The sequence below is a fragment of the Rhizobium sp. G187 genome (assembly GCF_051549525.1).
In the GTDB taxonomy this organism is placed as follows: Bacteria; Pseudomonadota; Alphaproteobacteria; order Rhizobiales; family Rhizobiaceae; genus Allorhizobium.
Genome location: NZ_JBPUGM010000003.1, coordinates 511,793 through 533,346, shown reverse-complemented (window position 1 = coordinate 533,346; position 21,554 = coordinate 511,793). Strand labels below are relative to the sequence as shown.

Here is a 21,554-nt window from a genome sequence, read left to right as displayed (position 1 = left end):
ATGAATGTGCAATTATCCGCACACGCCCCTTGGAAGTTCGTGCGAAAAGTCGCACAATAGGAAATGATCGCAACCTCGCCCTCTCCCGCCTTCGACCAGACTGCAAAACGCCGGACCGGCCTGGGCGTCTCCTGGCTGATCTATCTGGTCATTGCCCTCGCCACTTTGGCGGCCGGCCTGTTCCTTGCTGGCGAAGCGGGCATGCGCAACGCGCTGTCGACGCTGGCCGACGATCTCGACGAGGACGCAGCCCTCAAGCGCGCCCTGCTCCAGGCCACTCTGGAACGCCCGCGTGCCTTGCCGCTGGTGCTCGCTGCCGACCGGCAGGTGAGCGCAACGCTTGGCAATCCGACGCCAGAAGCGCTTGATAGCTTGAACCGGAAACTTGAAGCACTGGTGCTCGGCACCAAGACATCCGTCATCTATGTCGTGGGCCGCAACGGCAGTGCGATTGCCGCCAGCAACTGGCGCGAAGCGGACAGCTTTGTTGGCAACGACTATACGTTCCGCGAATACTTCAAGCGTGGCATGGCGGTTGGAAGCGCCGAGCACTACGCACTGGGCAGCGTCAGCAAACGGCCCGGCCTCTATCTGTCGCAACGCGTTGTTGACGACAGCGGCGCGGCCCTTGGCGTCGTAGTCGTCAAGGTCGAGTTCGACGGGCTGGAGCGGGACTGGGGACGGTCTGACAGAACCACCTTCGTCACCGATCAGCGCGGCATCGTACTGATCACCAGTCGTCCACCCTGGCGCTTTTTCAGCACCACGGACATTCCGCCGCCGGAGCGCGCCGCCCTCCGCGAAAGCCTGCAATTCGGCGAAGCCTCGCTGGAGCGGCTTCCCATCCGCCCCCTGCCCGAACGTGACGGCCGGTCCATGGCACTGGCGCAGGTCACGGATGACGTACCGGCACAAGCCCATCTCGCCCTGGTGCTCGATGTGCCGGGAACACCCTGGCAGATGCATGTGCTGGCGCCAGCCGGCAGCGTTCTCGAAACAGGCATGTGGCAGGCCCGCCTGGCCGCACTCTTGGTCATGCTGCCGCTCTTCGCCCTGGCCGCCCTGCTGCTTTATCGCAGAAACCGCATGCTGCGCCGGCAGGCCGCCGATCAGGCAGCCCGCGACGAACTGGAGCGCGAGGTGACGGCCCGGACGCGCGAACTGACCATCGCCCGCGACCGGCTGCAAACGGAAATCGGCGAACACCGCGCCACGGAAACCCGGCTGCAGACCGTGCAGCATGACCTGGTCCAGGCCAATCGTCTGGCCATTCTCGGCCAGGTCGCGGCCGGCGTCGCGCATGAAATCAACCAACCCGTCGCGACCATCCGCGCCTATGCCGACAATGCCCGCACCTTCCTCGACCGGGGACAAAGCGCGCCAGCCGCCGAAAACCTTGGCTTGATCGGCGACCTCACCGATCGCATCGGCGCCATCACCAATGAGTTGCGCGGCTTTGCCCGCAAGGGCCGCGCCGCCGCCGAACCGGTAGACCTGAAGACCGCCGTCGACGGTGCGCTTCTCCTCCTGCGCAGCCGCTTTTCAGGCAGCCTCGACATGCTGGCGATCGATGCCATTTCCCCGGAGATCCGTGTCATGGCCAACCGGATCCGGCTGGAACAGGTTCTGATCAACCTTTTGCAGAATGCGCTGGAAGCGCTGGAGCCGCAGGCCGACGGCCGCATCACGGTCCAGGTCGGAACCGGTGGCCCGGACGAAGTGACGGTTATCGTCGCGGACAACGGCCCCGGCATCCCACCCACAATCCTCGACAACCTCTTCACCCCGTTCAACACATCGAAGGAAGCCGGCCTCGGCCTCGGCCTTGTCATCTGCAAGGACATTGTCAGTGATTATGGCGGCCGCATCGCGGTCGACAGCTCGCCCGCCGGCACCACCTTCACCGTTACCCTCAAGCGGGCCCTATCATGAGCAATGCCATCGAAATCATCCTCGTCGACGATGATGCCGCCCTTCGCCGCGCCACGCGCCAGACACTGGAACTCGCCGGCTTTCCGGTGCGCGACTTTGCCTCCGCCGGCGAAGCGCTCGCGGTGCTCTCCGCCGATCTCGAAGCGGTCGTCATCAGCGATATCCGCATGGCCGGCATGGACGGGCTGGAACTCTTCGCCCGCATCCGTGCCCTCGACCCGGACTTACCCGTCCTGCTGATCACCGGCCATGGCGACATAACCATGGCGGTTCGCGCCATGCAGGACGGCGCCTATGACTTCATCGCCAAGCCTTTTGCCGCCGACCGGTTGGTGCAGAGCGTCGCCCGCGCCATAGAAAAGCGCCGGCTGGTGATCGAGAACCGCCGCCTGCGCCAGACGGCCGAGGCAAGCCGGGACGACCTGCCGCTGATTGGCCAGACGCCGGCCATGGAGCATCTGCGCCAGACGCTGCGTCAGATTGCCGACACCGATATCGACGTGCTGGTCGCGGGCGAGACCGGCAGCGGCAAGGAAGTCGTCGCCACGCTCCTGCATCGATGGAGCCGACGCCGAAGCGGCAACTTCGTCGCGCTCAATTGCGGGGCGCTGCCCGAGACAGTCATCGAGAGCGAACTCTTCGGCCATGAGGCCGGCGCCTTTACCGGCGCCCAGAAGAAGCGCATCGGCAGAATAGAACATGCAAGCGGCGGCACGCTGTTTCTGGACGAGATCGAGAGCATGCCGCTCGCCACCCAGGTGAAGATGCTGCGCGTTCTGGAAATGCGCGAAGTGAGCCCGCTCGGCACCAACGAGATCCGCCCGGTTGACCTGCGTGTCGTCGCAGCCGCCAAAATCGATCTCGGCAATCCGGCCGAACGCGGCGATTTCCGCGAGGATCTCTATTACCGCCTCAACGTGGTGACGGTCTCGATCCCGCCGCTTCGCGAACGCCGCGCCGATATCCCGCTGCTCTTTGCCCATTTCGCCACCCGCGCCGCCGAACGCTTCAAGCGAGAGCCGCCGGCGCTGACCGATGCAATCCGGCGCCATCTCGACAACCATGCCTGGCCGGGCAATGTCCGCGAGCTCGCCCATTATGCCGAACGCACCGTGCTTGGCATCACCCCGCCACCGCAGCCCGCCTCCGACACGCAAAGTCTCGATCAGCAGGGCACCTTGCCGGAACGGGTGGAGCGCTTTGAAGGCACCGTCATCCGCAACGCCCTGCGCGACAATGACGGTGACGTGCGCCGGACGCTGGAGGCGTTGGGCATCCCGCGCAAGACCTTCTACGACAAGCTCCAGCGCCACGGCATTACCCGCAACGACTATGCCGATCAGGGCTGATGGCGGACTCCCCGCCCTCGCCTTATGCGCAGGCGCCGAAACAATGGGTCAGCCGATCGCCTTGATCGCTGCGATCACATCGTCCTCGATCTCGAGGCCTGAGGCCTCAGCCGTTTTCGCCAGCCCCTGGCCGCGACGGCCCGGAATGCGCGCACCCTCCTGCGCACCGATTTCCTCCGCCAACAGTGCGAGCCGGCCGAAGACACCGGAACCACCCGTCGCCACCGGATCAATCGCAATGATCGTCTGGCCGAGCCCGACCGGCGGCCCCTTGTCATCAAACAATGACGAGGCCTCGAACGCGTAGTTGGCGCCAATCAGACCCGCCGAAAGGATCTCGACCATCATCGCAAGGGCTGCCCCCTTGGCGCCACCAAGCGGGGCCATGAAGCCATCCATCGCACGGTTCGCATCCGTCGTCGGCTGACCATCGACATCGAAAGCCCAGTCATCCGGGATCGCCTCGCCCTTTTGCCGGGCGGCCATGATCTTGCCGCGCGCCACCTTGGAGAGCGCCAGATCGACCACGATTGGATCATCGCCTTCGACCGGCACCGCAAAGGCAATCGGGTTGGTGCCGTAAAGCGCCTTGTTGCCGCCCCAGGGCGCCATCGAGGCTGGCGCATTGGCAAACATCATCGCCGCCAGCCCCTGATCGGCAAACCGCCCGACGGTTAGCCCCATCACGCCGGCATGGTGCGAGCGATGGATGGTGGCAATCGCAATCCCCTGAGCGCGGGCAATCGCGGGGAGCATTTCGACAGCAAGATCAAGCGCCGGATAAGCATAGCCGTTCATCGCATCGATGGTCAGCACGCCGGGCCTCGGCCGTTGCGCCACGGGCGCGGTGCGGCCATCGACCTTGCCGGCACGCGCCTGGGCCGAGTAGGCCTCAACCCGGCGCAAGCCATGCCCGCCTTGTCCGGCGGCTTCCGCCGCAATCAGTGCACGGGCAACGGAGGCGGCATTGGTCTCCGTCACGCCGGAACGGCAAAGGGCGCCGAGAACCAAGGCCTCGGCTTCATCAAGTGTGAGCTTCATTGCAAATCCATTTGAAATATCGGGAAAAACGTCAATCGCGCCTAATCAATCGCGCATGGACTGCGCGAGCTGGGATGCGGCCTTGGCGAGCAGGCCGACATCGCTCGCCTGGGCAAAGAAACGGATACCGGCGCGCCGCGCCATGGCAAGCATGGCAGCATCGCCGGACATGATGCCGGCAGGCTTGCCCGCGGCCACGATCTTGCCGATCAGCGCTTCGACCGCTTCCATGACAACCGGATGCGTCGGGTTCCCGCGATAGCCCATGTCGGCGGCAAGATCGGCAGGGCCGATCAGCACGGCATCGACACCGGGCGTGGCCAGAATGGCATCGGCGTTTTCGATACCGAGTGCACTTTCGATCTGGGCGATCAGGCAGACTTCGGCATTGGCCGTCTCGGCATAATCAGCAATGCGGCCGAAATCGGAGGCGCGCCCCAGGCTCGCACCCATGCCCCGCACACCCTCGGGCGGATAGCGCAGCGCGCGGACCAGTTGCTCGGCCTGATCCGCCGTCTCCACCATCGGGATCATCAGCGTCTGCGCGCCGATATCAAGCGCCTGCTTGATCAGCCAGGTTTCGCCAACGGCAAGCCGCACGACCGGATGGGCCGGCTGGCGGGCGACGGCTGCGAGTTGTGCGGCAATCAGCGGAATGTCATTCGGCCCGTGCTCGCCGTCGATCAGGATCCAGTCGAAACCTGCACCGGCACAGACTTCCGCCACATGGGGGCTCGCCAGCGCCACCCATAACCCGACAAGCAGATCATCGGTTTCGCTCAGCGCGGACTTGAAGGTGTTTTTCGGGGCGGGCATCGGCACTCTCCTGCACGGACTTGGACTTGCATAGACTCGGTCGCCCGCAAGATGCGCCGCCGGTATCCTATCCCGCAAGGCCCGATCGTCACGCTTCGGTACGTGCTCCGCGTCGTCGCTGGTTGAAGCGGCATGAGGCCTCGTGATACGGGGACACGTCTTTCACCCCTCAGAGGTCTGCCATGCTTCCCTGGATCCAGCTCGACACGGCCGCCATTCCCGGCGGCGGCGAACTGCGCCTGAAAAGCCGCGGCACCGAGTTTTCCATCATGCTCGGTACCAACGAGCTGATGAACAGCCGCCTGAGCGGCTCGGAAGAGGCCTTGGCCACGCTGGCCTTCGAGCGGATCTCTACTCACAAGCGCCCGCACATCCTGATCGGTGGCCTCGGCATGGGCTTTACGCTCCGCGCCGCCCTCGCCATCCTCCCCGCTGACGGCAGGATCACCATTGCCGAACTCGTGCCCGCCGTCGTCGACTGGGCGCGCGGGCCGATGGCCGAGATCCATAAGGGCAGCCTCGACGATCCAAGGGTGACAGTCCATGTCGGCGATGTCGGCGCCCTGATCGCAACGTCAAAAGGCCAGTTCGACGCCATCCTGCTCGACGTCGACAATGGCCCTGATGGCCTCACCCGCGAAGAGAACGACAGCCTCTATTCCCATGACGGGATTCGCAAATCCAAGACAGCACTCACCCGCGGCGGCATACTCGGCATCTGGTCTTCCGGCCCCGATCCGCGCTTCACCCGACGCCTCAGGGACTGCGGATTGACGACAGAGGAGATCCCGACCCGTGCGGGAAAAACCGGACGCGGCATGAAGCACATGATCTGGATGGCGAAGGCGTGAGGTTGCGGCTGGTTGTCCCGCTGCGGCTTGATCATCACCCCCTCTGTCACTGCGTGACATCTCCCCCACAAGGGGGGAGAGCGGGCGTCGCGCGTGTAGCCTCTTTTCAGCCGCAGAGCCGAGCACCAGGCCGGCGCCTCATCCACTCTCCCCCCCTTGTGGGGGAGATGCCCGGCAGGGCAGAGGGGGGCTTTCACGGCACAAGACAGCGCTGTAATCTCACCCCCACAACCCACGCGGCGGCAGCGGCATCACCGCGCCGTCATAGGCAATCGCCGGCTCGCGGTCGCGCGCCAGAAGCAGCGGCCCGTCGAGATCAACGAAAGCCGCCCCCTGGCCAATCAGGAAAGCCGGAGCCATGGCCAGCGATGTGCCGACCATGCAGCCGACCATGATCTCGAAGCCAGCCTCAACAGCCGCATCGCGCATGGCAAGCGCTTCCGTCAGCCCGCCGGTCTTGTCGAGCTTGATGTTGACGGCATCATACTTGCCCTTGAGGGCGGCGAGCGATGCCGTGTCGTGACAGCTCTCATCGGCACAGACGGGCAGCACGCGGTCCAGCCCCAGAAGCGCGTCATCCGCGCCTGCCGGGAACGGCTGCTCGACCAGCTGCACGCCAAGATCGAGAAACACCGGTGCCAGCGCCTTGTATTGATCAAGCGTCCAGCCCTCATTGGCATCGACAATGATCGCCGAGCGCGGCGCACCGGATCGGACCGCCTTTATCCGATCCACATCGCCCTCGCCGCCGAGCTTCACCTTCAACAGAGGTCTATGGGCCTCCTTTTGCGCCGCAGCCTTCATGCTGTCAGCCGTGCCGAGCGACAGCGTGTAGGTGACCGACAGCGGCTTCGGCTCTTGTAACTTCAGAAGTTGCCAGACCGGCACACCCGCCCGCTTGGCTTCGAGATCATGGAAAGCGCAGTCGAGCGCATTGCGTGCAGCACCGGGTTTCAGCCGCGTCTGCAGTCCCGCCCGGTCCAGCCCCTGCGCCACCTCCGGCACCAGCGCCCGGAGCACCTCGACGACGCTCTCCACGGTTTCGCCATAGCGCGCATAGGGCACGCATTCGCCCTGCCCCACATGCACCCCATCCGTGAGACGCACAGTGACCACCTTCGCCTCGCTTTTCGAGCCGCGCGAGATGGTGAAGCTGCCGGCAATCGGAAAGCTCTCAGGCGTGACAATCATCTCAACCGGCATATCGAAACCTCCTTTGCGGCACGTGCCCGCGCGAATCGCTGCTCTTGCACGAACAAGCAATCCTTTCTATATCCGTCAACAACAGGACCAGTACCGGCAGCAGGCGGAAACGCCAGGAAACCTTGCCCAGATCCCTCCCACTCGGGGATCACGAAACGGTCACATGAAGCACAGAGACGAAGCCCTTGAACACGCTGGATTTTGACAAGAGACCGGAAGATACGCGCGTTGTCGTCGCCATGTCGGGCGGCGTGGATTCGTCTGTCGTCGCCGGCATTCTGAAGCGCGAGGGCTATGATGTCCTCGGCATCACCTTGCAGCTCTACGATCATGGCGCCGCCGTTCACCGGGCCGGCTCCTGCTGCGCCGGCCAGGACATCGACGATGCCCGCCGTGTCTGCGAAACGCTCGGCATTCCCCATTACGTGCTCGATTACGAACAGCGTTTTCGCGACACCGTGATCAACCCGTTCATGGAAAGCTATGTCGCCGGCGAAACGCCGATCCCCTGCGTTGCCTGCAACCAGACGGTCAAGTTCGCCGACCTTCTGGCGACAGCCAGGGAACTGGGCGCCGATGCGCTGGCAACCGGCCATTACATCCGCTCGAAGTCCGTACCGCTCGCCAATGACCCCGGCCACCGCGCCCTCTTCCGCCCGATCGATTCGGAACGCGACCAGAGCTACTTCCTCTTTGCCACCACGCAGGAGCAGATCGACTATCTGCGCTTTCCGCTCGGCGCCATGTCGAAGGCGGAAGTCCGCGTGCTTGCTGAAGACATGGGCCTCGTCGTGGCCCAGAAAGCCGATAGCCAGGACATCTGTTTCGTGCCGCAGGGCAAATATGCCGACGTGATCAACAAGCTGAAGCCGAATGCGGCTCTGGCTGGCGATATCGTGCACCTCGATGGCCGCGTTCTCGGCAACCACGAAGGCATCCTGCATTACACGATCGGCCAGCGGAAGGGATTGGGCGTCGCCACAGGCGAGCCCCTCTACGTCATCTATCTCGACGCCCGCTCGCGCCGCGTCATCGTCGGCCCGAAGGAAGCGCTGGAAACCCACCGCGTCTATCTGCGCGACATCAACTGGCTGGGCGACCGGACGCTCGCCGAAGATGCCGCCGACGGCATGCCCTGCTTCGCCAAGGTGCGTTCCACCCGCCCGCCAACGCCTGCCGTCCTGCATGCCGATGAGCGCGGCGTCTATGTCGATCTCGAGATCGGCGAAGCCGGCGTCGCACCTGGCCAGGCCTGCGTGCTCTATTCGGCGACCGGTGCCGACGCCCGCGTCTATGGCGGCGGCTTCATCGAGCGCTCCGAGCGCTCAAGCGAAGCCGAGGCCTCGCTGAAGGCCCTTCTCGCGAGCCCGGTGGCCGCCTGAAGACACACGCTTTTTGCCCTGCCTCCAGACTGCTGGGCAAACCTGCGAAAACCCGCGCGGATTTTGACAGAACCGCGCTTGACTTTGATCGGACCCTCGCCTTATAAGCCGCCCATCGCTTCGGACGGCGACGGCCTCAGGGCCCAGATGCTCCGATGTGTGGCGGGATAGCTCAGGTGGTTAGAGCGTGGGATTCATAACCCCAAGGTCGGCGGTTCAAGTCCGCCTCCCGCTACCAAAATTCATCGTGAAAGTAGCTAGTCCTCATTCATTGAATTGAGATCGTTACCACATCATGCCGCCGCGCCGATGGCGCCGGTTCTGCTCATAGAATCGCAGGTCCTCGAGCGCCTCAAGCAAATCGGTGCCACCGAGCGCTTGTTGCCTCACGAACTCCTGCCATTCACTTGATGCGGGGTTATTGCCAGCGTCTTGAAACGGCTTGAGGAAGGCAAAGACAACATTTGAGTCCATCTCCCTTATTGCCGGCTGAATGAGTTCTTGGCTGTAGTGAAAGCAATCCCATCTATAAGTCGTTTCATTTACAAGATTAAGTCCGTCGGCGTCGCCCTGCAGTGCCTGCCGTATTTCTTCGGTAAAGCCCGCGATATCGCGGTACCGAATTTTGTTCGTGTACCGTGAGCCGTGTAGATGCTCCAAAGCGATGCGAGCCCACGTCACAGACAATTTCTGAAATTGTTCAAGTGAAACCTCGGCCTCCCTAATTCGCTTCGTAAGATCAGCCTTCAGTCCGTCTGTTCCAATGCTGAAGCTAACGATATCGGCGAATCTGGCGGCTAGAACGCAGACCAGAGCCGCCACCAGTGACAAAATCTGTCCGTCACGACCGTTCACCAAAAGGTAGGCAAACAGGCCGAGAAACAGCACCGCGATCAAGCCAAACACCACTGCGTAGATATGAGAGAGATTCTCGGACAACCATTTCATTTGCGCATTGCCGCTCTCGCTAGTGGCCCCCTGATGCGGCTCCTGTGGAGCGCTTGCCTACACAGCATACATACTGTGATGGATGATCTCCAACCCTCTTCGGTTGCAGTGATGCTACACGATTGACACGCAAACGGAAGTGAGCGGTCAAATTCGTCGAACTACCCTCATCTAGCCGCCCATACCAATCCCCGCCTCACAATCTCCCGCATCTGCGGCACCTCGAACTCCGCCGCCTGGTGACCGAGCGAGGAGTAGAACACCCTGCCCTGCCCGTGGCGACGCTTCCACACCACCGGGATCACATGCCCGTCGATCCAGGCATCATGCTCGCCGGTAAAGGTGGTCGTCGCCAGCACCTCGTTGTTCGGGTCGACATGCATGTAATACTGCTCGGAGCGATAAGGGAAATCGCCAATGCCTGATACGAGCGGATCGTCGGGCTTCACGATATTGACCGTGTAATCATAGATATTGCCGGGATGGGCGACCCACTGGCCGCCGATCATGTATTGGTATTGCACGCAGTCGCGAAAACTGTCTCCGGCCTGGCCGTGGAAGCCGCCGAGGCCCACGCCGCCGCGGATCGCCAGTTCGAGGTTCTCGATCTCGGCCTTCTCGATCTTGGTCATCGTCAGCATCGGCACGATGAGGCTGTAGTCGCGAATGACGGGGTCGGCAAAGGCTTCCGTTCCCGGCTCGACGCGTACGGAGAAACCCTCAGCCTCCAGCATGGCGGAAACGAGGGTGGCGCATTCCTGCGGCTGGTGTCCATCCCAGCCGCCCCAGCAAATCAAAGCCTGACGCATGTGTGTATCCCTGTTCATGATGAGGATCAGCGGCCGAGGCTGCCGTCGACAAGCGATGCGGCAAGTGGCGCAGGCCGCTCGACGCGGGTCGTCATCGCAACCGTTTCGCCTCGGTCGGAGGCCGTCTGGAAGGCTTCCATGACTTCCAGCACATGCAGCGCCAGATCGCCATTGGCCCGGTGCGGACGATTGTTGGCGATGGCGAAGGCCATGTCGGCAACGCCGAGCGAGCGCCAGTTGCCCTCGGCATAGGGCAGCGTGACCGGCTTGCCTTGCGCCTCACCGACCAGCGGCAAAAGGAAGAGGTCACCGCCAAAGTGGTTGGGGTCGGGCACGATCAGCGTCGCATCCGTTCCATAGATTTCGAGCGGCGTGTGGCGATGTCCAGCAACGTCAAAGCTCATCGTGATCTGCACGACAGCACCGTTGACGAAGGACATCAGCCCGGTGACATGGGTCGGCACATCAACAGGGATCACCTCGCCCCGGCGCGGCTCGCTGCCGATGCGGCGCGTGTCGCGCACCTTCGTGGCAAAGCCCGCCACCTTTTCGACGGGACCGAGCAGGTTGACGAGGTCGGTGATGTAATAGGGGCCCATATCGAGCATCGGCCCGCCGCCTGCCTCGTAGTAGAAATCCGGATTGGGATGCCATCGCTCATGGCCCGGGCACATGAAGAAGGCCGTACCGCCGATCGGCTGGCCGATGGCCCCTGCATCGACCACAGCGCGGGCCGTCTGGTGCGCCCCACCGAGAAATGTATCCGGCGCGGAACCAACGCGAAGCCCGCGTGCATTTGCCCGGTCAAGCAGGCGTTTTCCCTCCCCAAATGTGACGCCCAGCGGCTTTTCCGAATAAACATGTTTGCCCGCGTCGAGCGCCTTCAACCCCACTTCGACATGCGCTTTTGGGACCGTCAGGTTGACGATGATGGCGACGTCGGGATCGGCATGAAGCGCGTCGATCGAGCAGGCCGGGACCCCGAACTCGGCCGCACGCGCCTGTGCCAGGTCTGGATTGAGATCGGCGATGCCGCAGATCTTCAGAATCGGAAAATGCGCGAGGCCTTTAAGATAAGTGCTTGAAATATTGCCGCATCCAATGATGCCAATGCCAATCCGCTGCATGAATGAAAAACCTCTCTCCCAGGCTTTGAGCCAGAATGACCGATGGGCAAAGGCGAAACCGCCCCTCCTCGCTGCTCATCGATCGCGGGCAGACTGGGTGCAAATCGGTGCGAGGTCAACGCCTCATTGTGGAGGAGTGAAAGTCGAGGGGTCACCCCATTCATGGCCCCATTCATAGGCCCCATTCATGGGGATGAAAGATCACCCCCGATCGGACAACCTTTCGTTAAATTTTAGTGAATAGGATGGCGGTCGAGAAGCGAGGTTTTGTTATGCGTACCGCTCTAGTTTCCACGCTCGGCGTCATGCTGATGCTGTCGGCCTGTGCCAAACCACCATCCCAGACCCGCAATGCCTGCGCGATCTTCGAGCAGCGTGACGGGTTCTTCGACAACTGGCGCAAAGCCGCCATTGCCGCCGAGCGCGAATATGGCGTGCCGGTACCGATCCTGATGGCGACGATCTATACGGAATCGAGTTTCCGCCACAACGCCAAGCCGCCGCGCAAGATGATCCTCGGCTTCATTCCCGGCAAGCGCCAGTCGTCGGCCTATGGCTACTCCCAGGCGCTCGATGGCACCTGGGATCGCTACCAGCGCGAGACCGGCCGCTGGAGCGCCCGCCGCACCGATTTTGCCGACGCCATCCGCTTCATCGGCTGGTATCACCGCGAGACGGCGGACAAGCTGAAGATCCCGCTGAACGACCCCTACAATCTCTATCTGGCCTATCATTCAGGCCTGACCGGATATCTGCGCGGCGCTTACAAGAACCGCCCGGAAGCACTGCGTGGCGCCAAGCGCTTCAACGAAATCACCTATACCTATGCCAAGCAATTGCAGCAGTGCCCGGGCTGATCGCCTCAGGCACTGCCTGCTCTCTTGAGAAAATGGATGAAGCCGGCCCTTGCGGGCCGGCTTCTTCAATTCATGCCTGATATGCTTGGCTAAACAGTCGCTTATTCAGCGTCGTTCAAACCCTGGATTGCAGAAATCTGCCACTGCGTGCCCGGACGGCGAACAAAGGTCCAGAGCTCGACGGACTCGCCCGGCGTCTGGTCGCTCCCCTTGATCAGCGCATTGGTCTGCCGATCGACGAGGTAGTCCACCGCCTCGTAGCGCATGGCAACGGTCGCATAATCCGCCTTGTCCTCGCGCCAGCTTTCCGAAACGTCACCCTGTACGAGATGCACATCACGCACCACGTTCTTGACGCCCTTGGTGGCATTCTCGCTCAATTCCTCGGCAAGATAGGACATGGCTTCCGGCGTGGTGATCCGCCGCAAACCGGCATAATCTTCCGCCGCATAGGCCGCCTGCATCTCTTTCAGCAACTGCTCGAAACGCTCGAGATCCGGCTGGCCGATGCCGAGTTCGTCGGTCTGGCCCGCACGAGCAGTGGACGCGGACGCAGCAGACCCGCCGCCGATCCTGGGGATCTGGAAGCTTGGGCGACCAGTGCCGCCCGCCTGATTGTCACGCGACAAGCCGCCGAAACCACCCAAGCCGCCCATGCCGGGCGCGTTGCCGGCCCCGGAAGCGGCCGGCTGTCGATTGGCAAACATGCGCATGGCAAAGCGGATCAGGAAGAAGATCAGCAAGCCCTGCAGCAACAGACCCAGGAAGCCGAAGCCGCCGCCAAAGCCGGTGCCCATCAGCATGCCGAAGAGGCCGCCGACGAGAAGGCCGCCCATCAGGCCGCCGGCCAGACCACCGAAAAGGCCGCCGGGACGGCTTGCCTGGTTCGCTGCCGTCGAGGTGGCGCCTGGCTGATTGGTGTTGGTGCGCGGCGTCATGGTCCGCTCGATTGGTGCGGCCGGTGTCGGTGCCGTCCGCGTCACGGCCGGCTGGTTGAAGGTGCGCGTACCGCGGCTGCCGAAACCGCCGCTGGCGCGCCGCGCTTCGGCGAAATCAACCGCCGTCAGCGTGACCATCATGCCGAGCGCGAGTGTCGCGAATATCTTGCCGTATTGCCGCATTGGGATCGTTGTCCTCCTCGAGACTTTGTCTGTGCCTTTGAAAGGCAGATGGTATCCATATGGAAACCGCCCGGCCTCTTTTGAAGGCAGGGCGGTCACTTTTCCATTGAATTTCCGGTGACCGGAGAATTTCCGGGTCAGGCGCCGAGCCAGAACTTGATGATCAGACCAACCACCGTGATCGTGGCAACACCGGCGACCCAGAGACCGAAGAACCACAGGAGCCGGTTGGCGAGCGGCTTCTGATCCATCAGTGATACCCCTCATCCGGGTTGAGCTTGCCGCGGAAAACCCAATAGGCATAGGCCGTGTAGCAGAGGATCATCGGCACCAGCACCACCGCGCCATAGAGCAGGAAGGACAGGCTCTCGTCAGGGGCTGCCGCCTCCCAGATCGTCAGCGATGTCGGCACGATATAGGGATAGAAGCTGATGCCGATGCCGAGATAACCGAGCACGAACAGGCCGAGTGCGGCGAGGAACGGCTGGATGTCGCGCCCGCTCTTAAGGCCGGAGACGATGATCCAGAGGCAACCGAGGACCAGAACCGGCACGATGACCGAGAAGACCATGGTCGGATAGCCGAACCAGCGCTCCAGATAGAGCGGCTCGAGGAAGGGCGTCCACAGGCTGAAGATCCCCATCGCGCCCACCGTGCCGAAGGCAAGCCAGTAGGCAAAGACCTTGGCCCGTTCCGCAAGCTCGCCACTGGTTTTCATCACCAGCCAGGTGGCACCAAGCAGGCCGTAACCGACGAGAAGGGCAGCGCCTGTCGCCAGCGAGAAAGGCGTCAGCCAGTCCCACCAGCCGCCGGAATAGGCACGGTCGGTGACTGGAATGCCCTGCACCAGGGCACCGAGCGCCACGCCTTGAAAGAAGGCCGCGATCATGGAGCCGCCGGCAAAGGCCCAGTTCCACAAATATTCAGCCCTTTGCGTCCGCCAGCGGTATTCGAACGCGACGCCCCGGAAGATCAGCCCGAGCAGCATGAGGATCAGGGGCGCATAAAGCGCCGGCAGGATGGTCGCATAGGCAAGCGGAAAGACGGCAAGCAACCCGCCGCCCCCCAGCACCAGCCAGGTCTCATTGCCGTCCCAGACCGGGGCGACCGAGTTCATCATCAGATCCTTGTCGTGCTTCTCCGGGAAGAACGGGAAGAGAATGCCGACGCCGAGATCGAAGCCGTCAAGGATGACATAGGCGAGCACCGCAAAGGCAATGATGCCGGCCCAGACGAAGGGAAGATCAATGACCATGCTGGCCTCCATGATGTCCGGTCTGCGCTGCCGGCGTGATGCCGGATGTGCGGATCGGGCCGTCGTCGAGATCCGGCATCGGATCGCGCGGCAAACGTGCCATCAGCCGCAGGATGTAGAAGGTCCCTGCCCCGAAGACGATGAAATAGACGATGATAAAGGCAATCAGCGAAGCCGCGACGGCCGGTGCCGCAATCGGCGAGATCGAGTCCGCCGTCAGCAGGTGGCCATAGACCGTGTAGGGCTGGCGGCCGACCTCCGTGGTGATCCAGCCGGCAAGCACCGCGACAAAACCTGAGGGGCCCATGATCAGCGCGACACGGTGCAGCCAGGGGTTCTCGTAGAGAGAGCCCTTCCAGCGACACCAGAGGCTGAACACACCAACCCCAAGCATGGCAAAGCCGATCGCCACCATGACGCGGAAGGACCAGAAGACGATGGCAACCGGTGGCTCCTTGTCGTCGGGAATGGTGTCGAGGCCGTCGAGCGGGGCATTGAGATCATGCTTCAGGATCAGGCTCGACAGCTTCGGGATCTGGATCGCATAGTCGATCCGCTTTTCCTCGGTGTTCGGAATGCCAAACAGGATGAGCGGGGCGCCTTCCGGATGACTATCGAAATGGCCTTCCATGGCCATGACCTTGACCGGCTGATACTCCAGAGTGTTGAGACCATGCGCATCGCCGGCTGCGATCTGGATCGGCGCAACAATCGCCGCCATCCACATGGCCATGGAGAACATGACGCCCGCACGACGGGGTGCCGTGCCGCGCAGCAGATGCCAGGCGCCGACCGCACCGACGACGAAGGCGGTGGTGAGATAGGCCGCGATCACCATATGCGTCAGACGATAGGGGAAGGACGGATTGAAGACGATCTTCCACCAGTCGACCGGCACGAACTGGCCGACCTCGTTCATCGCAAAACCATCCGGTGTCTGCATCCACGAATTGACCGAAAGGATCCAGGTGGCCGAGATCAATGTACCGATGGCGACCATGAGGGTCGAAAAGAAATGCAGCCCCGGCCCGACGCGGTGGCGGCCAAACAGCATGACGCCGAGGAAGCCGGCCTCCAGGAAGAAGGCGGTCAGCACTTCATACCCCATCAAGGGACCGATGACCGGGCCCGCCTTGTCGGAGAAGACCGACCAGTTGGTGCCGAATTGATAGGACATCACGATGCCGGAGACGACACCCATGCCGAAGGCCACGGCAAAGATCGTCTTCCAGAAATCGAAAAGCTCCAGATAGACCTTGTCCTTCTTCCACAGATAAAGGCCTTCGAGCACAGCCAGATAACTGGCAAGCCCGATGGAAAAGGCCGGAAAGATGATGTGGAAGGAGACGGTGAAGGCGAACTGAATGCGCGCCAGGAGTTGTGCATCGAAATTTTCGAACATGGTTCGAAGTCCCTTTCTTCCTCCCGAGATGACAACGATCAATTATAGCGTGCTGGCGCCAAGACAATGCGACAACCCGCCATGCGTCAACCCGCCATGCGGCAAGTCAACGCATATGGGTTTTCTGATATGGCGATAGGCCGGTTTGCTCTCAGGCAGCCAAACGCAAACGGCGCGGGTTTGATCCCGCGCCGTTTGGAATTTCCCTGTCCTGAGACAAGATCAGTCGACGTTGAACACCAGCGGCTTCGCCTGCTTGATGGCAGGGTTTGCGGTCAGCTGGTCGAGCACGGCCTGTTCGACCGGGCCGTCGACGTAAAGAAGCGCGATGGCGTCGCCACCTTCTTGGTCGCGACCGAGCTGGAAGTTGGCAATGTTGACCTTGGCATTGCCGAGCGTCGTGCCCATGAAGCCGATCATGCCGGGAACGTCGGTGTTGGAAATGTAGATCATGTTGGCGCCGACATCGGCGTCCATGTTGATGCCCTTGATCTGGATGAAGCGCGGCTTGCCATCCGAGAAGACCGTACCGGCGACCGAACGCGTTTGCTTGTCGGTGGTGACGGTGAGCTTGATGTAGCCATCATAGACACCCGTCTTGTCGCGCTTGACCTCGGCAACGATGACGCCCTTTTCCTTCACCATGACCGGTGCCGAAACCATGTTGACGTCCGACACCTGAGGGCGGATGAGGCCGGCCAGCAGCGCCGACGTCAGTGCCTTGGTGTTCATGGTCGAGGTCACGCCGTCATAAAGGATTTCGATTTCCTTGATCGGGTCTTCGGTCATCTGGCCGGCGAACGAACCCAGCACGTCGGCGAGACGGATGAAGGGCTTCAGGATCGGGGCCTCTTCAGCCGTGATCGACGGCATGTTGATCGCGTTCGAAACGGCACCCTTGATCAGATAGTCCGACATCTGCTCGGCCACCTGCAGCGCGACATTCTCCTGGGCTTCCGTGGTGGAGGCGCCCAGATGCGGCGTGCAGACAACATTGTCGAGGCCGAACAGCGGGCTTTCCGTTGCTGGCTCGACTTCGAAGACGTCGAAGCCGGCACCGGCGACATGGCCGGACTTGATGGCGTCGGCAAGGGCTGCCTCATCGACCAGACCGCCACGGGCGCAGTTGATGATGCGAACGCCCTTCTTGGTCTTGGCGATGTTGTCACGGCCAAGAATGCCGCGGGTCTTGTCGGTCATCGGCACGTGCAGCGTGATGAAATCAGCGCGGGCGAGCAGGTCGTCGAGTTCGACCTTCTCAACGCCCATTTCCTGAGCGCGCTCAACCGACAGGAAGGGGTCGTAAGCGATGACATGCATGCCAAGGCCGATCGCCTTCTTGCAGACGATGCCGCCGATATTGCCGGCACCGATGACGCCGAGCGTCTTGCCGGTGATTTCGACACCCATGAACTTCGACTTTTCCCACTTGCCGGCCTGGGTCGAGGCATCGGCCTGCGGCAGCTGGCGGGCAACGGCGAACATCAGGGCAATGGCGTGTTCAGCCGTCGTGATCGAATTGCCAAACGGCGTGTTCATCACGATGATACCGCGCTTGGAGGCAGCCGGGATATCGACATTGTCGACGCCGATACCGGCGCGACCGATGACCTTCAGGTTGGTCGCAGCGGCGATCAGCTTTTCCGTCGCCTTGGTGGCGGAACGGATGGCCAGACCATCGTAATTGCCGATGATTTCGGCGAGCTTTTCCTTGTCCTTGCCGAGCTTCGGCTGGAAATCCACTTCCACGCCACGGTCGCGGAAGATCTGGACGGCGGTTTCAGACAGTTCGTCGGATACGAGAACGCGAGGTGCCATGACGAGGCCTCCTTCAAAGAGTTCGTTTCAGAAATGATGAGGGAATTGCGGGCTCCGCCAAAAGGGCGGAGCCGGTATCGGCATGGATCAGGCGGCAGCCTTGGCCAGAGACGCCTTCTGCGTCTCATAGGCGAAGGAAAGCCACGGCATCAGCGCCGCCATGTCTGCGGTCTCGATGGTTGCACCGGCCCAGATGCGAAGGCCGGCCGGCGCATCGCGGTAAGCGCCGATGTCAAAGGCGACACCCTGCTTTTCGAGAATGCTGGCAATGCCCTTGGCAAAGGCTGCCTGGGCATCGGCATCGAGCGCGGTCACCTCGGGATCGACGATCTTGACGCAAACGGACGTGTTCGAACGTGTCGCATCATCGACAGCCAGATTGGCAATCCAGTCGTTCTTCTCGATGAAGTCGAAGATCACCTTGGCATTGGCATCGGCACGGGCGATCAAGGCTTCGAGGCCACCGATCGACTTTGCCCACTTCAGTGCATCGACATAGTCTTCGACGCACAGCATCGACGGGGTGTTGATCGTCTCACCAACAAAGATGCCTTCGATCAGCTTGCCGCCCGAAGTCATGCGGAAGATCTTCGGCAGCGGCCAGGCCGGAACATAGGTCGTCAGACGCTCGACAGCGCGGGGGCTGAGGATGATCACGCCATGACCGCCCTCGCCGCCCAGAACCTTCTGCCAGGAGAAGGTCGTGACATCGAGCTTGGAGAAGTCGAGGTCCTGTGCGAAGGCTGCCGAGGTGGCATCGCAGATGGTCAGGCCCTTGCGATCGGCAGGGATGAAGTCGGCGTTCGGAACGCGCACGCCAGACGTCGTGCCGTTCCAGGTGAAGACGACGTCGCGGTCGAAATCGACGGCGGCGAGATCAGGAAGAAGACCGTAATCGGCGTTGAACTTGCGGACATCGGCAAGCTTCAGCTGCTTCACCACATCGGTGACCCAGCCGGCGCCGAAGCTTTCCCAGGAGAGCATGTCCACGCCACGCTCGCCGAGCAGCGACCACATGGCCATTTCAACGGCGCCCGTGTCGGAGGCCGGAACAATGCCGATGCGGTAGTCAGCGGGAACGTTCAGAATTTCGCGGGTCAGGTCGATGGCCAGTTTCAGCTTTTCCTTGCCAACCTTGGCGCGGTGCGAACGACCGAGCGGGGCATCGGAGAGAGCGTCGAGCGACCAACCGGGGCGCTTCGAGCAAGGGCCAGACGAAAAATGCGTGTTTGCCGGACGCGCGGCGGGGGCGACGATATCAGCCATATAGATACCCTTCCAGGTAATTAGCCTCTCGTTGGGGAGAGGTGTCCCGCCGTCGGAACTACTCTTGTCGCCGATCCCAGTCAAGCGGGGTCGCGTCGCGATAAGAAAAATTTTTATCCCGTCCGCGCCAGACGCGACGCAGCATCCCAAGCGCGGCATCCGGCGTCATCAAGCCGTCATGTGGAAAGCGCATCTGCGATTTTCGACGCTGGTGCTGTTGAGGCCCGCGCACGGGTAGAAAGTTCATAGACCGATGTTTCCGTTGAGCAGCCCCATTCCCGGCCTCGTCTGGGCCTACCGCATCAAACCTGGCTCAAGAGGAGAGCGACTTTCGCCCGAATGCCGCATGGCGGACGTCATGACGGGCGGCGGCTTCGTCTGGATCCACCTCAACCTAGCAGATGGTCGCGTTGCCGGATTTCTGGAGCAATTCCCGGGCCTGACGCCACAGGCCATCGCCGCACTGACGACCCATGACACCCATGCAGCGCTTGCCGTGGACGAAAAGCTGATCTTCGGAACGCTGATCGACTTCCAACGCGAGTTCGACGCAGCGACCCGCGACATCGGCTGGCTGCATTTTGCGCTCTCGGACACCTTCATCATCACCACACGGCTGCAACCGATCCGATCGGTGGACAAGGTTCGTGCGGCGGTCGAAAAGAACACCAGCCGCTATGCAGCGCCACTGCAGATCTTTGAGGTGCTGGTCGCGGAGTTCCAACGCGGAATGATCGCCGTGGTGCTGGAGCTGACGGAAGAACTGAACCAGATTGAAGACCATGTCTATGGCAGCGAAATGCGCGATGAGCGCCGTCGATTGACCCCGATCCGGCGGCTGATCGTGCGGCTGCATCGCCATCTTCGAACCATGCTGCTGATCATGCGCCGGGCCGCAGCGACCGACGACGACGAAATGCCAGATGGCGTCGAAGACAGTCTCGTCCGCCTCGCGGGGCGCCTGGAGACGGTGGATCAGGACGTCTCCGCGCTCGCGGATCGCGCAAGGCTTCTGCATGAAGAACTCGATTCCAAGCAGAGCGCCGAGACGAACCGACATCTCTATATCCTGTCCCTAATGACCGCCCTGCTGCTGCCGCCGTCGCTGGTGACGGGCTTCTTTGGCATGAACACCACGGCCCTTCCCTTCTCGGATGGCGCACACGGCACGCTCTCTGCCTTCGGCTTCATCCTGATATCGATTTTCCTCTCCTGGCTCATTCTCAGGCGAACAGGCATTCTCTAGAGCATTTCCAGCCGAAGCGGGATCGCTTCCGCGTCGGACAATGCTGTAAAATCAGAACGATAGCGCCTGAAACGAAAAAGGGCTGCCCGGAGGCAGCCCTTTGTCTGGATCGTTGTCGAGAGATTATTTGTAGACGAGCTGCTGCGGCGGCTCATAGGCCACCGGCTCTTCGCAGCCGCCGAAGACGTAGCGAGCACCGGCATGCAGACCATGGCTGTAGAAGCCCTTGTCATAGCCAGGACCGCCGCTGTTCTGGAAGCCGAACATATCGCCGCCCAGCGTGTGGCGGAAACGATAACCGACATCGGCCTTGACGTTGCAGGTGACGTCGATCGAGGCACCAGCCATCAGCTGATAGGCAAAGCGCCAGCTGCCGCGGCCGCTATGCTCTTCGGTCGGGTCGCAATTCGTCGGATCCGCTGTTTCGCAGGAGGTGTTGTTCAGCTTGTCCCACTTCACGTAGGAGCCACCGACACCGGCACCGACATACGGCGTGAAATAGGCATAGGAGCCCAGATCCAGGTAGGCGTTGGCCATCAGGCTATAGGCCCTCATCGCCGCGACATCCGTTGATGTACAAGCGACGGCGACACCGCAGGAACCGGTCGTCGAGCCATTGAAGTCAGCCTTGGCCATGTAGTCGAAGGTCAGATCGGTGCGCAGATATCTGTTGACCTGGTAACCGACACCGCCGCCGACAGAGAAGCTGTCCTTGATGGATGCCGTGGTGAAGTCAACAAGGTTGCCATTCGAACCCTGGAAGTATTCCGCGCCGCGAAGCTTCTGGAAATTGTAGCCCAGATCGCCACGCAGATACCACCCGGACGCCTCGGACACTTCAACTTCCGGGGCGTCATAGACGGGCTGCGGTTGCGGCTCGGGCTGGTAAAGGTCTGCGGCATAGGATGCCGTGCCGGCCGAAAGGCAAGCCACAGCAATGGCGAGAAGTTTCATCTTCATGGCAGGATACTCCAAAAATCCCAGCGTGGTTGCATCAGGCGAGCACCCGCCCGACCTTCTGAATTGCCTGGATCATGAAGATGAAAAGTTAAGTCCCGCTTAACTACGCGTGTTAACTGTGACCATTGGCGATTTACTTACCATGACGCTTTTTCATTCGGGCATGCCGCC

General features: G+C 61.9%; 18 protein-coding genes and 1 tRNA gene. 7 read left to right on the top strand and 12 right to left on the bottom strand.

Features of this window, described 5'->3' with window-relative positions; translation table 11 throughout:
• The first annotated feature begins 63 nt into the window (after window positions 1-63).
• Window positions 64-1,932 (top strand): sensor histidine kinase, encoded by a 1,869-nt coding sequence (locus tag ACSV9I_RS11720; RefSeq protein ID WP_438329010.1) that lies wholly within the window; start codon window positions 64-66, stop codon window positions 1,930-1,932.
• The gene (locus tag ACSV9I_RS11715) at window positions 1,929-3,281 is read left to right on the top strand and encodes a sigma-54-dependent transcriptional regulator (protein ID WP_438329009.1); all 1,353 of its coding nucleotides are present in this window, start codon (window positions 1,929-1,931) and stop codon (window positions 3,279-3,281) included. Before ACSV9I_RS11720 ends, ACSV9I_RS11715 begins: the two co-directional genes overlap by 4 nt.
• Window positions 3,282-3,329: 48 nt before the next feature.
• On the opposite strand, the gene ACSV9I_RS11710 is transcribed toward ACSV9I_RS11715, so the two are convergent.
• Window positions 3,330-4,322, bottom strand: a complete 993-nt coding sequence (locus ACSV9I_RS11710) for an Ldh family oxidoreductase (RefSeq protein ID WP_438329008.1) — start codon at window positions 4,320-4,322, stop codon at window positions 3,330-3,332.
• A gap of 45 nt (window positions 4,323-4,367) precedes the next feature.
• The gene (locus tag ACSV9I_RS11705; protein ID WP_438329007.1) at window positions 4,368-5,138 is read right to left on the bottom strand and encodes an HpcH/HpaI aldolase family protein; all 771 of its coding nucleotides are present in this window, start codon (window positions 5,136-5,138) and stop codon (window positions 4,368-4,370) included.
• A 182-nt stretch (window positions 5,139-5,320) separates the two neighbouring features.
• On the opposite strand from ACSV9I_RS11705, the gene ACSV9I_RS11700 reads away from it, so the two are divergent.
• On the top strand, window positions 5,321-5,989 hold the full coding sequence (locus ACSV9I_RS11700) for a hypothetical protein (protein WP_438329006.1): 669 nt from the start codon (window positions 5,321-5,323) through the stop codon (window positions 5,987-5,989).
• A gap of 219 nt (window positions 5,990-6,208) precedes the next feature.
• Here the strand turns inward: ACSV9I_RS11700 and dgcA are convergent, their stop codons facing one another.
• Window positions 6,209-7,192 carry an N-acetyl-D-Glu racemase DgcA gene (gene dgcA / locus ACSV9I_RS11695; protein ID WP_438329005.1) on the bottom strand — a complete coding sequence of 328 codons (984 nt, stop codon included), beginning with the start codon at window positions 7,190-7,192 and terminating at the stop codon, window positions 6,209-6,211.
• 185 nt (window positions 7,193-7,377) lie between these two features.
• Here dgcA and mnmA point away from each other — a divergent pair, with 185 nt between their 5' ends.
• Together mnmA and ACSV9I_RS11685 are read left to right on the top strand one after the other, a co-directional pair.
• Entirely contained in the window at window positions 7,378-8,574 is a 1,197-nt protein-coding gene (gene mnmA, locus ACSV9I_RS11690; protein WP_438329004.1) for a tRNA 2-thiouridine(34) synthase MnmA, read from the top strand.
• Between the two features lie 161 nt (window positions 8,575-8,735).
• Window positions 8,736-8,812: transfer RNA gene (locus tag ACSV9I_RS11685), tRNA-Met, on the top strand.
• Window positions 8,813-8,859: 47 nt separating this feature from the next.
• Here the strand turns inward: ACSV9I_RS11685 and ACSV9I_RS11680 are convergent.
• The 3 genes from ACSV9I_RS11680 to ACSV9I_RS11670 all read right to left on the bottom strand — a co-directional run bounded on the left by ACSV9I_RS11680 (window position 8,860) and on the right by ACSV9I_RS11670 (window position 11,458).
• Complete coding sequence (locus ACSV9I_RS11680; RefSeq protein WP_438329003.1) at window positions 8,860-9,522, bottom strand: hypothetical protein; 663 nt, start codon at window positions 9,520-9,522, stop codon at window positions 8,860-8,862.
• Window positions 9,523-9,689: 167 nt separating this feature from the next.
• Entirely contained in the window at window positions 9,690-10,331 is a 642-nt protein-coding gene (locus tag ACSV9I_RS11675; protein ID WP_438329002.1) for a ThuA domain-containing protein, read from the bottom strand.
• Window positions 10,332-10,357: 26 nt separating this feature from the next.
• The gene (locus ACSV9I_RS11670) at window positions 10,358-11,458 is read right to left on the bottom strand and encodes a Gfo/Idh/MocA family protein (protein ID WP_438329001.1); all 1,101 of its coding nucleotides are present in this window, start codon (window positions 11,456-11,458) and stop codon (window positions 10,358-10,360) included.
• A 272-nt stretch (window positions 11,459-11,730) separates the two neighbouring features.
• Between ACSV9I_RS11670 and ACSV9I_RS11665 the strand changes: the two genes are divergently transcribed.
• Complete coding sequence (locus ACSV9I_RS11665; protein ID WP_054157195.1) at window positions 11,731-12,315, top strand: transglycosylase SLT domain-containing protein; 585 nt, start codon at window positions 11,731-11,733, stop codon at window positions 12,313-12,315.
• 101 nt (window positions 12,316-12,416) lie between these two features.
• On the opposite strand, the gene ACSV9I_RS11660 is transcribed toward ACSV9I_RS11665, so the two are convergent.
• From ACSV9I_RS11660 to ACSV9I_RS11640, 5 genes are all read right to left on the bottom strand, one after another.
• Window positions 12,417-13,436 carry a TIM44-like domain-containing protein gene (locus tag ACSV9I_RS11660; RefSeq protein ID WP_438329000.1) on the bottom strand — a complete coding sequence of 340 codons (1,020 nt, stop codon included), beginning with the start codon at window positions 13,434-13,436 and terminating at the stop codon, window positions 12,417-12,419.
• A gap of 250 nt (window positions 13,437-13,686) precedes the next feature.
• A complete protein-coding gene (cydB, locus tag ACSV9I_RS11655) occupies window positions 13,687-14,691 on the bottom strand; it encodes a cytochrome d ubiquinol oxidase subunit II (RefSeq protein WP_054157402.1) in 1,005 nt (334 codons plus the stop codon).
• Complete coding sequence (locus tag ACSV9I_RS11650; RefSeq protein ID WP_438328999.1) at window positions 14,681-16,093, bottom strand: cytochrome ubiquinol oxidase subunit I; 1,413 nt, start codon at window positions 16,091-16,093, stop codon at window positions 14,681-14,683. The genes cydB and ACSV9I_RS11650 overlap by 11 nt, the downstream gene beginning before the upstream one ends.
• A 222-nt stretch (window positions 16,094-16,315) precedes the next feature.
• Window positions 16,316-17,911, bottom strand: coding sequence for a phosphoglycerate dehydrogenase (serA, locus tag ACSV9I_RS11645; protein ID WP_054157192.1), 1,596 nt, complete (start codon window positions 17,909-17,911; stop codon window positions 16,316-16,318).
• A gap of 87 nt (window positions 17,912-17,998) precedes the next feature.
• Entirely contained in the window at window positions 17,999-19,177 is a 1,179-nt protein-coding gene (locus ACSV9I_RS11640; RefSeq protein ID WP_438328998.1) for a phosphoserine transaminase, read from the bottom strand.
• Window positions 19,178-19,430: 253 nt separating this feature from the next.
• Here ACSV9I_RS11640 and ACSV9I_RS11635 point away from each other — a divergent pair, with 253 nt between their 5' ends.
• A complete protein-coding gene (locus ACSV9I_RS11635) occupies window positions 19,431-20,423 on the top strand; it encodes a transporter (RefSeq protein ID WP_438328997.1) in 993 nt (330 codons plus the stop codon).
• Window positions 20,424-20,546: 123 nt separating this feature from the next.
• Here the strand turns inward: ACSV9I_RS11635 and ACSV9I_RS11630 are convergent, their stop codons facing one another.
• The gene (locus ACSV9I_RS11630) at window positions 20,547-21,383 is read right to left on the bottom strand and encodes an outer membrane protein (protein ID WP_054157189.1); all 837 of its coding nucleotides are present in this window, start codon (window positions 21,381-21,383) and stop codon (window positions 20,547-20,549) included.
• Between the last annotated feature and the right edge of the window lie 171 nt (window positions 21,384-21,554).

Excerpts from the sequence above, each read along its gene's own strand:
- ACSV9I_RS11680 (WP_438329003.1), bottom strand. The coding sequence starts at position 9,522 with ATGAAATGGTTGTCCGAGAATCTCTCTCATATCTACGCAGTGGTGTTT.
- cydB (WP_054157402.1), bottom strand. The coding sequence starts at position 14,691 with ATGGTCATTGATCTTCCCTTCGTCTGGGCCGGCATCATTGCCTTTGCG.
- ACSV9I_RS11720 (WP_438329010.1), top strand. The coding sequence starts at position 64 with ATGATCGCAACCTCGCCCTCTCCCGCCTTCGACCAGACTGCAAAACGC.
- ACSV9I_RS11705 (WP_438329007.1), bottom strand. The coding sequence starts at position 5,138 with ATGCCCGCCCCGAAAAACACCTTCAAGTCCGCGCTGAGCGAAACCGAT.
- serA (WP_054157192.1), bottom strand. The coding sequence starts at position 17,911 with ATGGCACCTCGCGTTCTCGTATCCGACGAACTGTCTGAAACCGCCGTC.
- ACSV9I_RS11640 (WP_438328998.1), bottom strand. The coding sequence starts at position 19,177 with ATGGCTGATATCGTCGCCCCCGCCGCGCGTCCGGCAAACACGCATTTT.
- ACSV9I_RS11630 (WP_054157189.1), bottom strand. The coding sequence starts at position 21,383 with ATGAAGATGAAACTTCTCGCCATTGCTGTGGCTTGCCTTTCGGCCGGC.
- ACSV9I_RS11700 (WP_438329006.1), top strand. The coding sequence starts at position 5,321 with ATGCTTCCCTGGATCCAGCTCGACACGGCCGCCATTCCCGGCGGCGGC.
- ACSV9I_RS11710 (WP_438329008.1), bottom strand. The coding sequence starts at position 4,322 with ATGAAGCTCACACTTGATGAAGCCGAGGCCTTGGTTCTCGGCGCCCTT.
- dgcA (WP_438329005.1), bottom strand. The coding sequence starts at position 7,192 with ATGCCGGTTGAGATGATTGTCACGCCTGAGAGCTTTCCGATTGCCGGC.
- ACSV9I_RS11660 (WP_438329000.1), bottom strand. The coding sequence starts at position 13,436 with ATGCGGCAATACGGCAAGATATTCGCGACACTCGCGCTCGGCATGATG.
- ACSV9I_RS11670 (WP_438329001.1), bottom strand. The coding sequence starts at position 11,458 with ATGCAGCGGATTGGCATTGGCATCATTGGATGCGGCAATATTTCAAGC.
- ACSV9I_RS11635 (WP_438328997.1), top strand. The coding sequence starts at position 19,431 with ATGTTTCCGTTGAGCAGCCCCATTCCCGGCCTCGTCTGGGCCTACCGC.
- ACSV9I_RS11650 (WP_438328999.1), bottom strand. The coding sequence starts at position 16,093 with ATGTTCGAAAATTTCGATGCACAACTCCTGGCGCGCATTCAGTTCGCC.
- ACSV9I_RS11675 (WP_438329002.1), bottom strand. The coding sequence starts at position 10,331 with ATGCGTCAGGCTTTGATTTGCTGGGGCGGCTGGGATGGACACCAGCCG.
- ACSV9I_RS11715 (WP_438329009.1), top strand. The coding sequence starts at position 1,929 with ATGAGCAATGCCATCGAAATCATCCTCGTCGACGATGATGCCGCCCTT.
- ACSV9I_RS11665 (WP_054157195.1), top strand. The coding sequence starts at position 11,731 with ATGCGTACCGCTCTAGTTTCCACGCTCGGCGTCATGCTGATGCTGTCG.